This is a genomic window from Flavobacterium fluviale (assembly GCF_003312915.1).
GTDB lineage: Bacteria > Bacteroidota > Bacteroidia > Flavobacteriales > Flavobacteriaceae > Flavobacterium > Flavobacterium fluviale.
Genome location: NZ_CP030261.1, coordinates 593665 through 606162 on the forward strand (window position 1 = coordinate 593665; position 12498 = coordinate 606162).

Annotated in this window: 15 protein-coding genes and 1 tRNA gene; 10 read left to right on the forward strand and 6 right to left on the reverse strand. The window is 33.5% G+C overall.

The annotated features are described in order from the left end of the window. The first annotated feature begins 10 nt into the window (after positions 1–10). The 6 genes from recJ (at position 11) to HYN86_RS02870 (ending at position 6560) form a co-directional block, all read left to right on the forward strand. Positions 11–1723, forward strand: coding sequence for a single-stranded-DNA-specific exonuclease RecJ (recJ, locus tag HYN86_RS02845; RefSeq protein ID WP_113676678.1), 1713 nt, complete (start codon positions 11–13; stop codon positions 1721–1723). Next, the gene (locus tag HYN86_RS02850) at positions 1710–2993 is read left to right on the forward strand and encodes an MFS transporter (protein ID WP_113676679.1); all 1284 of its coding nucleotides are present in this window, start codon (positions 1710–1712) and stop codon (positions 2991–2993) included. Before recJ ends, HYN86_RS02850 begins: the two co-directional genes overlap by 14 nt. Continuing rightward, complete coding sequence (locus tag HYN86_RS02855) at positions 2994–3908, forward strand: alpha/beta fold hydrolase (RefSeq protein ID WP_113676680.1); 915 nt, start codon at positions 2994–2996, stop codon at positions 3906–3908. It abuts the gene before it with no gap. A 45-nt stretch (positions 3909–3953) separates the two neighbouring features. Beyond that, on the forward strand, positions 3954–4817 hold the full coding sequence (locus HYN86_RS02860) for a carboxypeptidase-like regulatory domain-containing protein (protein ID WP_113676681.1): 864 nt from the start codon (positions 3954–3956) through the stop codon (positions 4815–4817). A 103-nt stretch (positions 4818–4920) separates the two neighbouring features. After that, entirely contained in the window at positions 4921–5277 is a 357-nt protein-coding gene (locus tag HYN86_RS02865; RefSeq protein ID WP_113676682.1) for a hypothetical protein, read from the forward strand. Between the two features lie 83 nt (positions 5278–5360). After that, positions 5361–6560 carry a cytochrome c3 family protein gene (locus HYN86_RS02870; RefSeq protein WP_113676683.1) on the forward strand — a complete coding sequence of 400 codons (1200 nt, stop codon included), beginning with the start codon at positions 5361–5363 and terminating at the stop codon, positions 6558–6560. Here HYN86_RS02870 and HYN86_RS02875 read toward each other — a convergent pair whose 3' ends face one another. The 3 genes from HYN86_RS02875 to HYN86_RS02885 all read right to left on the reverse strand — a co-directional run bounded on the left by HYN86_RS02875 (position 6561) and on the right by HYN86_RS02885 (position 8767). After that, positions 6561–7304, reverse strand: coding sequence for a UDP-2,3-diacylglucosamine diphosphatase (locus HYN86_RS02875; RefSeq protein WP_113676684.1), 744 nt, complete (start codon positions 7302–7304; stop codon positions 6561–6563). Positions 7305–7409: 105 nt separating this feature from the next. Next, positions 7410–7862, reverse strand: a complete 453-nt coding sequence (locus HYN86_RS02880; RefSeq protein WP_111365769.1) for a 6-pyruvoyl trahydropterin synthase family protein — start codon at positions 7860–7862, stop codon at positions 7410–7412. A gap of 140 nt (positions 7863–8002) precedes the next feature. Continuing rightward, positions 8003–8767: an enoyl-CoA hydratase/isomerase family protein gene (locus HYN86_RS02885; RefSeq protein WP_113676685.1), complete on the reverse strand. Its 765-nt coding sequence runs from the start codon at positions 8765–8767 to the stop codon at positions 8003–8005. 105 nt (positions 8768–8872) lie between these two features. On the opposite strand from HYN86_RS02885, the gene HYN86_RS02890 reads away from it, so the two are divergent. After that, a tRNA-Ala gene (locus tag HYN86_RS02890) sits at positions 8873–8946 on the forward strand. A 66-nt stretch (positions 8947–9012) separates the two neighbouring features. Continuing rightward, complete coding sequence (locus HYN86_RS02895; RefSeq protein ID WP_113676686.1) at positions 9013–9276, forward strand: GIY-YIG nuclease family protein; 264 nt, start codon at positions 9013–9015, stop codon at positions 9274–9276. Between the two features lie 118 nt (positions 9277–9394). On the opposite strand, the gene HYN86_RS21040 is transcribed toward HYN86_RS02895, so the two are convergent. After that, the gene (locus HYN86_RS21040; protein WP_205334625.1) at positions 9395–9571 is read right to left on the reverse strand and encodes a hypothetical protein; all 177 of its coding nucleotides are present in this window, start codon (positions 9569–9571) and stop codon (positions 9395–9397) included. Between the two features lie 161 nt (positions 9572–9732). On the opposite strand from HYN86_RS21040, the gene HYN86_RS02900 reads away from it, so the two are divergent. Both HYN86_RS02900 and HYN86_RS02905 read left to right on the forward strand, forming a co-directional pair. Then, the gene (locus HYN86_RS02900; RefSeq protein WP_113676687.1) at positions 9733–10185 is read left to right on the forward strand and encodes a hypothetical protein; all 453 of its coding nucleotides are present in this window, start codon (positions 9733–9735) and stop codon (positions 10183–10185) included. A gap of 118 nt (positions 10186–10303) precedes the next feature. After that, positions 10304–10864: a hypothetical protein gene (locus HYN86_RS02905; protein WP_113676688.1), complete on the forward strand. Its 561-nt coding sequence runs from the start codon at positions 10304–10306 to the stop codon at positions 10862–10864. 55 nt (positions 10865–10919) lie between these two features. On the opposite strand, the gene HYN86_RS02910 is transcribed toward HYN86_RS02905, so the two are convergent. Together HYN86_RS02910 and HYN86_RS02915 are read right to left on the reverse strand one after the other, a co-directional pair. Continuing rightward, positions 10920–11330, reverse strand: a complete 411-nt coding sequence (locus HYN86_RS02910) for a hypothetical protein (RefSeq protein ID WP_205334626.1) — start codon at positions 11328–11330, stop codon at positions 10920–10922. 128 nt (positions 11331–11458) lie between these two features. Beyond that, positions 11459–12487 (reverse strand): hypothetical protein, encoded by a 1029-nt coding sequence (locus tag HYN86_RS02915; RefSeq protein WP_162789267.1) that lies wholly within the window; start codon positions 12485–12487, stop codon positions 11459–11461. Between the last annotated feature and the right edge of the window lie 11 nt (positions 12488–12498).

The following is a 12498-nucleotide window of genomic DNA, read 5'->3' on the forward strand; positions in this document are numbered from 1 at the left end:
AAAATCAACAATGCGTTGGACTTTAAAACCAAGACCTTCTGAAGATAAAATCAAACATTTGGCGCAGGCCTTAAATGTAGAAGATTTTGTAGCAACACTTTTGATTCAGCGTGGTATTGAAACTTTCGAAGATGCGAAGAATTTCTTTCGCCCTTCTTTAGAACATTTGCATGATCCTTATTTGATGAAAGATATGGATAAAGCTGTCGCTCGAATCGAATCGGCAATTGAGAATCAGGAAAATATTATGGTTTTCGGTGATTACGATGTTGACGGAACAACAGCGGTTTCATTGGTTTCTTCGTATTTAAAATCACATTACCCAAACATTGCCACTTATATACCAGATCGTTATAACGAAGGTTACGGCATTTCGTATAAAGGAATTGATTATGCAGACGATAATGGCATTTCCTTAATTATTGCGCTTGACTGTGGCATCAAATCAATCGACCATATCGCTTACGCAAAAGCAAAAAACATTGATTTCATTGTATGCGATCACCACCGTCCTGGAGAATTTCTCCCAGATGCTGTTGCAGTTCTTGACCCAAAAAGAGAGGACTGCTCCTACCCTTATGATGAATTATGCGGCTGCGGCGTTGGTTTTAAGTTGATTCAGGCTTTAGGTCAAAACCGAAATGAAACTATTGAAGATTTAGTTCCCTATCTCGATTTGGTCGCTACGGCAATTGCAGCAGATATTGTACCGATTACGGGAGAAAATCGTGTTTTGGCTTATTTTGGTTTAAAAGTAATTAATTCAGAACCGAGACCTGGAATTAAAGCTTTGGTTCATCAGGTAAAAAAGAAAGTTCTCGATATTACAGATGTTGTTTTTATTATTTCACCGCGAATTAACGCTGCAGGAAGAATCAAACACGGAAATCATGCGGTTGAATTATTAACCGAATTTGATTTTGAACAAGCCCAGCAATTCGCTTCGGAAATTGAACAATACAACGCAGACCGAAAAGATTTAGACAAAAAAATAACAAAAGAAGCTTTCCAGCAAATAATCGAAAATCAGGAAGAAGAACGTTTTTCTACGGTTGTTTTTCAGGAAGACTGGCATAAAGGCGTGATTGGAATTGTAGCTTCAAGATTGATCGAAACGTATTATCGTCCGACTTTAGTATTCACTAAAAGCGGTGATAAGTATGCGGCTTCTGCCCGATCTGTAAAAGGTTTTGATGTGTATAATGCACTTGATGCCTGTTCCCAACATTTAGAACAATTTGGTGGTCACATGTATGCAGCTGGAATGACTTTAAAAGCCGAAAATTATCAGCTTTTTAAAGAGGCTTTTGAGAAATGTGTAGAAGAAACCATTCAGCCCGAAATGCGCACTCCAGAAATCGAAATTGATGCAGAAATAAACTTCTCAGATATAACTCCAAAATTAATTCGAATTCTAAAACAATTTGAACCTTTTGGTCCTCAAAATATGACTCCAGTCTTTATGACTTCTGATGTAAAAGATACAGGCTATGCCAAAACTCTGGGCGCTGAAGAAGAACATTTAAGACTTTTTGTCAAACAGCCCCGAAGTATCGGGACTGACGGAATTGCTGCAATTGGGTTTGGACTCGGAAAAAAACTTAATATTGTACAAAATCAAAATCCATTTCAATTGGCGTATTGTATTGCCGAAAATGAATGGAACGGAAATATTTCAACACAGCTTATGCTGAAAGACATTAGAACAAATGGAAGAGATTAAATCCAATAAGCCCGATCCTTATCAGGCGCTGCGCTATAGAGAATTCAATGTGTTTTTATTATTGCGTTTTGCGATGGTTTTTGCCTGGTCAATGCAGTTTATTGTTATTGAATGGGAAGTTTACAGTTTGACTAAAAATCCGCTTTCGTTAGGGATTATCGGTTTAATGGAAGTTATTCCTGCCGTTTCTATGGCATTGTTTGCCGGACATATTGTCGATCAAAGAGAGAAAAAAGGTTTATTGGTAAAATGTATTTTAGGTTTTTCGGTAATCAGCTTTGGACTGTTTTTATTGACTTGGCCTAAAATTGTTGGCGGATGGTCTTCAACTGTCATTTTGTATTCGATTTATGCATTAGTATTTTTTGGAGGTTTAGTACGTGCTTTTCTTGGACCAACTATTTTCTCTCTTTTATCTCTTATTATTCCTAAAAAAGTATACCCAAACGCTGCAACTTGGAGCAGTTCGGTTTGGCAGATCGGAGCCGTTATGGGCCCAGCACTTGCGGGATTTTCCATTAACTGGATCGGGGTTCACTGGTCAATGTGTCTGGTATTTGGGTTTTCGCTTCTTTCTTTAGTTGCGCTATCACAAATCAGTAAAAAACCAATTATAAATCCGAAGATTGGAGAATCAATCAAAGATAGCTTGACCGAAGGTTTGACTTTTGTATTCCGAAATCAAATTGTTTTAGGCGCTTTATCGCTAGACATGATCGCCGTTCTTTTTGGAGGAGCTGTAGCATTGCTGCCCGTCTTTGCACAAGATATTTTAAAAGTCGGCTCAGAAGGTTTTGGGATTTTAAGAGCTGCTCCTGCTGTAGGAGCTTTCATTACCATGCTTATTTCTGCTTATGTGCCGTTATATAAAAATGCAGGTAAGAAACTTTTAATAGCCATATTTGTTTTTGGATTGTCGATTATCTTATTTGGACTTTCTACTTATTTCTGGCTTTCTGTTTTCGCCTTATTTTTAAGCGGACTGGCTGATGGAATTTCCGTAGTAATCCGCCAAACGATTTTACAACTTAAAACTCCCGATCATATGCGTGGGCGTGTTGGTGCCGTAAACTCAATTTTTGTTGGATCTTCTAATGAATTAGGTGCTTTTGAAAGTGGTGCGACTGCAAAATTAATGGGAGCAGTAACCTCTGTTGTATTTGGAGGAAGCATAACACTTTTGACTGTTGTTGTTACAGCCTTAAAATCGCCGACATTTAGAAATTTAGATCTTCATAGAGATATGGAAGATCATCAGAAATTGGATTAGATGAAGTCCCTTTTTCTTTTTCTTTCTCTATTATTATCCTTTTTTGCAAACGGACAAAATCTTTACATCAAAACCTACGGAGACAAAAAAAACAAACCCATAATTTTTATTCACGGAGGTCCAAGTGGAAATGCAACATTGTTTGAAGGAACGACAGCCCAAAAACTAGCTGACGAAGGTTTCTATATTATTGCATACGACAGAAGAGGAGAAGGAAGATCTGCAGATCCAAATGCAACATTTACGTACAAAGAAGCTTTTCTGGATTTAAATTCTATTTATTCAAAATATCATTTAAAGAGTGCCGTTTTGCTGAGTCATAGTTTTGGTGGTTTGGTTGCGACGCTTTACACCCATAAATATCCTCAAAATGTAAGTGCTTTAATTTTGGCTGGCGCTTTATTTTCGCAGCAGGAAACTTACACTCATATTTTAGACACTTTAAAGAAGAAGCACAGCAATGATTCTCAACAATTAAAGAAAATAAATATTGTAGAAAATTTAGATAAAAACTCAGCTGAGTATCGAAAAGGATGTTTCGAACTTGCTGGAGAAAACGGTTTTTTTAAAATGCCAAATCCAACTACAGCGTATACAAAATTATACGCTGCTTATGAAGGTGGCAAATTTTACAAAAGTAACATCCGAAACCAAAATGCACCTCTTCTTTTTTATCAAAATGAAAAGCAAAACAATATCGATACTCGATCAATTTTAAAGAAAATCAAAGCTTCGGGCGTACCTATTTTTGGCATTTACGGAAAACAGGACGGCATTTTTTCTTCGGCACAAATTAAATCTCTTAAAAATCTTGTGGGTAAAAACCATTTTACTTTATTAGGCAACTGCTCTCACTATTTATTTGTAGATCAGCAAAATGAGTTTCTTTCAAATGTTAAAAATTGGATAAAGTAACATTCATTTTTAATCTTATTTCATTTCTTTATTTAAAAAAAGCAAATGAAATATACTTCTACTCTACTTTTTGTCTTCTTATCTTTTGCAATTTACGCTCAGGAAAATACTATCTCCGGCGATGTCAAAAATTCGCAAAACAATTCAGCTTTAGAATATGTAAATATCGGCATTGCTAGGAAAAATTCTGGAACAGTATCAAATGCAAATGGAAATTTCGTTTTAAAGCTTAGTGAAAAAGTCAGCTTAAACGATACAATTGTTTTTTCTCATATTGGCTTTGAGGCCAAAAAAGTTTTAGTAAGTCACTTACAATCAAAAAATAATGTTGTGGCAATGACGCCTTCTGAAAATGCATTAAAGGAAGTTGTTGTAACTTTCAAAAAACCTAAACCTAAACAATTTGGAAGAAGTTCAAAAGGACTTTCGCTCATGCATTCTAACTTTTTCTATGCTTTCGACAAAACTGTTGACGATTATTTAAGTCGTGAAAAAGGAATGGAATTACGCATAAAAAAAGACTGTAAAGTGAATGATTTCAATTTTAATATTACTTCGAATGAGTTCAAGTCGATTAAATTCAGGCTTAATTTTTACAAAGTAGAAAACAATTTACCCTCCACAATATTAATTGATAAAGACATTGTTTTTGAAGTAAAAGACAACAAACTTGGCTTGTTCACAGTTGACTTGAAACCTTATGACATTTATCTGGACAAAGAAATGGGAGATATTGCCGTTACGATTCAATGGATTGAAAGTGTAAAAAGCAATGAAAAAAGTAAATTCTTTGCTATTTCAACTGCTGTATCAGCAACCGAAAATAGTTTTTACAGAGAAAGAAATATGGCAAACTGGTCCAAAAGCGGTCAAAGTTTGACATTTTACCTCAACACGATGTGTCAATAAAATATTTACGACGTCATCATATATAATTTTATTGTTTTTACAACCTTTTAATTTAGAATTAATATAAATAATATTTATATTTGTTGGCATAAAAGGTTTTACAATGAGAGAAATTGAACAAATATATCATAACAATTTTGGAATAGCTTTTTACTGGAAAGATCATAACATTACGATTTCAGACAAAGTGCAATTGGTTTTTAAAGAGACTGGTTTCTACTTTACTATAGAAGAATTAAATCTTTTCTGCAATTTAATTGAAGACAGTATGATTGAAAATGCGTGTTGTGAAGCCTGTGAAATGAAATATTCCTGCCATAAATTTCTACTTAAAACACCATGCAATTCTATTGATCTGGCAGTAAATATGACCGAATTAAAGTCGATTAAAGATTTAGTGGAAGGTTCTTTATTCAAAATTGAATTGGACGAATATGTTTATGGAGTTGGCATGAATTAGAAAGCATTCTAAATAATTTAACAACATTTTTTCATTATTGAAATATATTTTGATTCAATTCAAAAAAAAGTATATTTACAGCAATGAAAAAAGCTGTATTTTTAATTCTTTCCTTATTTCTGATCAGCTGCACCAATAAATCAGAAGAATATATTGATCCTCGCGGCACTGATTACGCGGGTTCAGAAAGCTGTGTTCAATGTCATAAAACGCAGTCTGAAATGGTCTTTCACAGTTCTCATTTCAAAGCGACTGCACCAGCCATACTCGAAAATGTTTCCGGAGATTTCGACTCTAAAAATCATACATTTATTTATGACAAAGAAACCAAATTGGTGATGGAAAAACATGGCGACAGTTTGTATCAGGTTCTATACAAAAAAGGTAAAGAAACAGCCAAGTATAAATTTGAAATTGTCTTTGGAACCAAGCATGCGCAAACTTCTGTTTATTGGAGAAACAATAACACTTACGAATTACCGCTTTCTTACTATCATTCTGTAAATAATTGGGCAACAAGTCCGGGCTTTCCAGCTGATAAACCTTATTTTGACAGAATGGTCGTAAAAGATTGTTACGCCTGCCACAGTTCTAACATCAGTTCCAGAACAGTTGATCAAAGTTCTGCAGAGAAAAATTTTATGTCGATGGACATAGAAGATGTGATCAATAAAAAAACAATTGTTTACGGAATTGACTGCGAACGCTGCCACGGTCCTGCCAAAAAACATGTCGAATTTCATTTAAAAAATCCAAACGTGAAAGTCGCAAACAGTATTACCAGTTTTAAAACACTGAACCGACAGCAAAAACTAGATGCCTGTGCGTTGTGCCACGCAGGAAATGACGGAATGAAGTTAAAATCTCGTTTTGAATTTAAGCCTGGAGATAATCTTTCAGACTTCTTTCGGGAAACCAGAAGTATAAACGACACCACTCAATTTGATGTTCATGGAAATCAATTCCGATTAATGGCGCAGAGTAAATGTTTTATCAACAGCGAAAAAATGGATTGTATTACCTGTCATAATCCGCATGAAAATGCTTCTAAAAACATGGCGTCGTATTCTAAAATCTGTATGAGCTGTCATCAAGGTTTAAAACACAAGGAAACAACGCTTAAAAGCATGCCTGAAAAGTTATTAGCCGACAATTGTGTAGAATGCCACATGCCGAAAAAAGCTTCCAATGCAATTAGTTTTCAGCTTTCGAACAGTAAACAACTTTCGAATTATATATTGAGAACACACAAAATCGGAATTTATCCGACTAAAAAGAAGTAATTATTTTTCGAATTTTTTCAATTCGAAAGTTTCGCCGTCAAAAACACCATAAGTAAAATAGCCAATCCAGTCACCTAGATTCACGTATTCAGAATTTTCACCGACTGGAACAATCATTGGTAAATGACGATGTCCGAAAATGAAATAATTATAATGTTTAGTTTCTAGTTTGCGCTTAGCGTACAATATCAGCCACTCTTTTTCTTCTCCTAAAAACTTAATGTCTTCATCGCCGGAAATCAATTTATTTTTAACTGATAAATATTGTGCTAAACTAACCCCAACATCTGGATGAAGCCATCGAAAAAGCCATTTTGAAAACGGATTCGTAAATACCTTTTTCATTCTTTTATAACCTTTATCACCAGGACCTTTTCCGTCGCCGTGACCAATTAAAAAGGTTTTTCCGTTAAAAGTAAACTCTTTGTTATCGTGATAAACTGGAATATTCAATTCGGTTTCAAAATAATCATTCATCCATAAATCATGATTTCCGACGAAAAAATAAATTGGGATGCCGCTATCGCGAATTTCTGCCAGTTTGCCTAAAATGCGTACAAATCCTTTTGGAACAACCGTTTTGTATTCGAACCAAAAATCAAATAAATCACCCAACAAAAAAATCGCTTCTGCATCTTCTTTAACCTCATCAAGCCAAGCCACGAATTTCTTTTCGCGAGGCAAACTTAACTCTGGAGTAGGCGCACCAAAATGCTGATCTGAAGCAAAATATATTTTTTTCATTTAGATTTTTAGATTACTAGACTTCTTAGAATTTTAGACTTTAACTATATGAGCGAAGTCAAAGAGTTTGGAATTTGGAATTTAAAAAATTGAAAATTAATCTTTTTACAAATTATCAGAAGCGTACCATTCTGCAAAAGAAGATTCTGTTTCCTGAAGTTTTAGTGAAAAAAGAGAAATTCCTTCTGGAAGTCTTGCTACAATTCTTTCAGCAAAATCAACTACCATATTTTCACTAGTTGGCTGATAATCTACCAAAATAACGTGATGACCGCGATTTTTTAATTCATTAGCCAATTCGATGTGCGGCGTTGTTTGGTTAAAAACAGTTGCATGGTCAAACTGATCGACGATTTCTTCTTTTACAATTTTCTTTAGATCCGAAAAATCAATCACCATTCCGAACTTTACATTCGATCGATCTGTAATTGGCGAACCAATAACAGTTACCGATAATTTATAACTGTGCCCGTGAACGTTCTTGCATTTTCCGTCGTAACCGTACAATGCATGTCCAGTTTCGAAACTAAATTGTTTTGTAATTCTGATATTACTCATCGATGTTTAATTTTAAGGATGCAAATTTACGAATTAATAACCGTTTAAATAATAATTTCCAAATAAAGAAAATTTCCAAATTCCATCACGAATTTAAAGCAATTGGAATTTGGAACTTCTCCACTTGGAATTTCCCGTATCTATTTTTTAAACTGCAATAAAGCCTTTTTACTAAAATCAGATAAAACTAATTTACCCGTAATCGCCGCACGTTCAAACAAAATAGACTCCCATTGTTCTGTACCTTCCCAGATAATCTTTTTCATTTCAAACAAAGCTTCTGGATTGTAAGAACTTAGTTTTTGAGCAAAACTTTCAACTTCTTGATCAAGGGTATCAGAAGTAGTTAAAACAGAATAAAGTCCTTTTTGAAAAGCCCATTCGGCCGATTTCCATTCGTGCGGCGCCAAAGTCATTTGCGTCATTGCTGTTTTTCCAATCTTGCGTGAAACTGCCGGCTCGATTACAAAGGGCCCGATTCCGATTGCTAATTCAGATAACTTGATATCACTTTGCAGCGTTCCAAAAGTATAATCGCAGGCAGCAATAATTCCGACACCGCCCCCAACTGCTTTTCCCTGCACACGGCCGATTATAATTTTATTGCAATTTCGCATTGCATTTAACAAATGGGCAAAACCAGAAAAGAATTCAGTTCCCTGCTCTTCATTTTCAACCTTTAAAAGTTCATCAAATGAAGCACCAGAACAGAACGTTTTATCGCCCTCGCTTTTTAAAATGATAACCGAAATATCTTCATTTCGGCTTAATGAATTTATTTCGGCGGTAAGCTCATCCAGTAATTGACGCGGAAAAGAATTACTCGCAGGATGCCCAAACTGCACCGTTGCAATTGTATTTTGAAAAGAAGTTTCTAAACTTCCATTTAGATTTTCAGAACTCATAAAAATAGATTTAAACGTAAAGTTACGCTTTTGCAAAATATTTTGTCTGATTGATTTCTAAATTTGTTTTTTGAGAATTATTTGACTTTATTTGTTATCACTTTTGGGGGATTAGCTCATTTGGCTAGAGTACTTGCCTGGCAGGCAAGGGGTGACCGGTTCGAATCCGGTATTCTCCACTAATAATTAAAAAAATACCCAAACAGATATTGATTCTGTTTGGGTATTTTCATTTATATCAAACTATGTTTTACACTTATATTTTATATTCTTCTTCACTGAATAAGTATTATACTGGATCTTGCCAAAATATCGAACAACGTCTAAATGATCATTTAAACAGCAGAAGTAAATTTACAAGAACAGTTAAGGACTGGGAAATAAAATATTTCGAAACTTTTCATACAAGAAGTGAAGCTTACCAAAGAGAAATGCAAATTAAAAAAATGAAAATTAAAAAAATGAAAAGTAGAAAATACATTGAGAATCTTATAGCTATAAAAGGCTAAAGTATCCCGATGGATCGGGAGTGTGACCGGTTCGAATCCGGTATTCTCCACTTAAACGTTTAAACCCTTGTAAAACTTAATTTACAAGGGTTTTTATTTTTACTACATGGACTCTAAATTATTTTTCATTCGCCGAATCCTCAGCATTTACATCGTCTTTATCTGTTTTATTGAAATTGTTATTGAGCAAATTTTCCAATTTCTTTTTTTCTTTTAGATTTTTTCTGATTGTCAAAACAACCAAAATCACAACCAAGATTGCAACAATTCCTATTATATTCCAATTAATATCCATAACTCCTAATTTTAAATAAATGTAAAGATTTTAACTAATAAGCGTATTATTAAAAGGTTAAGTATTTCTTTAAAGTTAAACAATGCCAATTCCCGAAATTTTTCTTTATTTTTATTTTTGACAAAATCTAAACAAGTAAACCTTTCGGACAATAAAAACAAATGGAGCAAACCTTAAAAATTAAATTATTCCCTCTATTGCTAAAACTTACTATAACCGCGATTATAATTTTCATCGTTACTTTTATACAAATTTACTGGGCAATGGGAAGCCTTTCTGAAAGAAGTTCAAGCAGCTGTCTCGACTGTTCTTTTTCTTATGACGGTTATTTAATGTCTTTCATTTCTTCAATTTTATTATCAATAGTTTTTCGGTTTCTTTCTTTCCTTAAAAACAGCTATTCAATAATTTTTCTTCAATTATTATTCTTAATTTCAATATGGTTTTTCTGGAATTACAGCATTTTTGTTGATCGAGAATCTTCGTGGAGCACATTTCTATTTACAGAAGAATTGCTTCATACGCTTACATTGTCATTTTTACCTATTTCCATTTTATCTATAATTACAGTATTTACTTTACATTATATTCTAAAAAAGTATGAGTCGAAATAAAAAATAGTATTGAGATTCGATCTCATTATCATTCTATTTCTTTTATATAAATTTCAAAATAATCATTTTAAAAACAAACCGCTGATTGTTTAATTATGTTTCATTAAAATCTTAAATAATGTCTGAATTAAGTTCTTTATTCTCTAAAGTAAAAATCACAAAAACGCAGCTAGAAAATTTTTTAAAAAGCGCTCCCGAAAAACCAATCTTAAACGACAACTGGCAAAAATGGTGGGACAGCCGTGAAATGTATTCTAAAATGGATTTAACGCCAGAATATCTTCATTCCTACAATGACAAAACGAATCAGGAGGTTCTTGAGGGATGGATTGAATACAAACAAGCAATGGCTTTTTCAGACTATGATGTAACGAAAGAAGAATGGCAATGGGGATTGTTGTTTTTCAGCGAAAATTATGTTGAAATGCTGCCTATGCTTGCTTTTATCGTCAGTATGGAAAAATTCGTTACCGAAAGCACGGAAAACAGAGCAATAGTTTACCCATACTTTTGGGGAGACAGCAATGTTGATGCTTATATTTATTTTGAAAATGGAAAAGCGGTATTAAGTCCGCAAGTAAAAAGCATTTCTGATGTGAATTCAGCTCTAATGGAAAATACTATAGTTTGTCTGGATCAAAAATGGGAGGATTTGTCTAAAAACATGGAAATGGATTAAATCCGAAGCATTTAAAGTCGATAGTGCGGATTTGAAAAAAAATTTTAAATCATTATCAAACTTCTTCCTTCATGTATTTTATATAATACTTCAAAAAGTACAAAGGAAAAAATGCCCCAGTAACTGGAATGTATATACCCCAAAAAGCCTCATCATAATTCATAATCTGCTTTTGTACAATCATTAATAAAATAGAGATAAGAATAGGAAATATGTAGTAAGTTCTTTTTTCGTTTTCTCTATCAAAATAAATAAATATTGACGAAAGGAATAAAAGGGCATACAAGAACAGATTAAACATAGAAATCAGAATCAATCCTCTATCACTGTATTTGTAATAAAAATAGGTTAAGAATAGTAATAAAATAAATCCAACGACAAAGTTTGGAATCAAAAACGATCCCCATTTATAGCTCATAAAAGCATAAAAGACAAAAAAGAATAACAAGAAAAAATAATTCCACATAACTTTTAAACTTTCATTTAAAAAAATCTTTAAGTCTTCGCTTCTTCGTGTCAAGAAATCTACCTCAACAAAAACCGAACGAAGTTCAAATCAATTTTAGTTAAAGCTAATAACAGAGATTCTTCTTTTTATTCATATTCAAACACCGTAATATCCTGAGTATAATTAAATCCGGCCGCATCGTACTTTATTAAATAACCGTCTGTGTCATAAAAGTATTTTGGAACAGATTCAAACTGAAGCTGCCAAGTTCCGTTATAAAGAATCTGAGAATTTATTTTAACAACATGCAGGTAACTATTGTCAATTCTATAGTAAGGCTCCTTGTTATAAACTCCAGCTTTTGTTGGATCAAATGTATACGTTACATAACTGGTTAAAGTCTCCGTTTGATCAGTCGGGTTAATACTCAGCCAATTTTTAACATAATTTCTATCATCCAGATAAATATAAGTGTAATGCATATGTGGCTGTCGTCCATTTGGTGTCATCATATAGAAATATACACTTTGTATTCGATCTAAATCGTCATAACTGTATTCATAACTAACAAATCCGTTTTGTTCAATTTTTTTATCAATTAACCCTTTACTGTTGTAGGTAAAAGTACCTCCATATAAATATGATGATACCATTTTATTAAGAACTCCATCTGCATTATATTCAAAATTGAAATTTTCAGGATTGGACTTAAAACCATTGTTAGTATAAACTTTCCCTGTGACAATTTCTGTTAATTGTCCTAAAGCATTGTACTTATATTCAAGTTCAAAATTACGTGCTGTTTCCTTATTCAATTCTACTTCAGCACTATCATAAAGATTTTCTGAAGGCAGATTCAAATATTCTGAACGTTCCATATTTAAGTGATAATTGTAAAAAACTCCCATATAATTTTGAGGAAACCATATCGATCTTACAACACGTTTTAATTCAGCTGTTCCTTTTGCCGTTTTCTTTACCGTACTATTTGTGTTAACAATTGCCGGCTTCATCAATTCAGATTTCGGAAGTATTGGACCCGTTGGCGTTGGTTTTGGGTCTTCTGGCACAACCACGACGGGTTTCTCGGGCTCTGCTTCATCATTTGAACAACTGCTCATTGTGATTTGAAACAGGGCAGTAACTAAAAATAGTTTAAGTAATTTTATCTTCATATGTTATTATT

What these genes read in the sequence shown, in the direction of transcription:
- HYN86_RS02905 (WP_113676688.1), top strand. Translation starts at nt 10,304, where the DNA reads ATGTCTGAATTAAGTTCTTTATTCTCTAAAGTAAAAATCACAAAAACG.
- HYN86_RS02865 (WP_113676682.1), top strand. Translation starts at nt 4,921, where the DNA reads ATGAGAGAAATTGAACAAATATATCATAACAATTTTGGAATAGCTTTT.
- HYN86_RS21040 (WP_205334625.1), bottom strand. Translation starts at nt 9,571, where the DNA reads ATGGATATTAATTGGAATATAATAGGAATTGTTGCAATCTTGGTTGTG.
- HYN86_RS02885 (WP_113676685.1), bottom strand. Translation starts at nt 8,767, where the DNA reads ATGAGTTCTGAAAATCTAAATGGAAGTTTAGAAACTTCTTTTCAAAAT.
- HYN86_RS02875 (WP_113676684.1), bottom strand. Translation starts at nt 7,304, where the DNA reads ATGAAAAAAATATATTTTGCTTCAGATCAGCATTTTGGTGCGCCTACT.
- HYN86_RS02895 (WP_113676686.1), top strand. Translation starts at nt 9,013, where the DNA reads ATGTTTTACACTTATATTTTATATTCTTCTTCACTGAATAAGTATTAT.
- HYN86_RS02850 (WP_113676679.1), top strand. Translation starts at nt 1,710, where the DNA reads ATGGAAGAGATTAAATCCAATAAGCCCGATCCTTATCAGGCGCTGCGC.
- HYN86_RS02915 (WP_162789267.1), bottom strand. Translation starts at nt 12,487, where the DNA reads ATGAAGATAAAATTACTTAAACTATTTTTAGTTACTGCCCTGTTTCAA.
- HYN86_RS02855 (WP_113676680.1), top strand. Translation starts at nt 2,994, where the DNA reads ATGAAGTCCCTTTTTCTTTTTCTTTCTCTATTATTATCCTTTTTTGCA.
- HYN86_RS02900 (WP_113676687.1), top strand. Translation starts at nt 9,733, where the DNA reads ATGGAGCAAACCTTAAAAATTAAATTATTCCCTCTATTGCTAAAACTT.
- HYN86_RS02870 (WP_113676683.1), top strand. Translation starts at nt 5,361, where the DNA reads ATGAAAAAAGCTGTATTTTTAATTCTTTCCTTATTTCTGATCAGCTGC.
- recJ (WP_113676678.1), top strand. Translation starts at nt 11, where the DNA reads ATGCGTTGGACTTTAAAACCAAGACCTTCTGAAGATAAAATCAAACAT.
- HYN86_RS02860 (WP_113676681.1), top strand. Translation starts at nt 3,954, where the DNA reads ATGAAATATACTTCTACTCTACTTTTTGTCTTCTTATCTTTTGCAATT.
- HYN86_RS02880 (WP_111365769.1), bottom strand. Translation starts at nt 7,862, where the DNA reads ATGAGTAATATCAGAATTACAAAACAATTTAGTTTCGAAACTGGACAT.
- HYN86_RS02910 (WP_205334626.1), bottom strand. Translation starts at nt 11,330, where the DNA reads ATGTGGAATTATTTTTTCTTGTTATTCTTTTTTGTCTTTTATGCTTTT.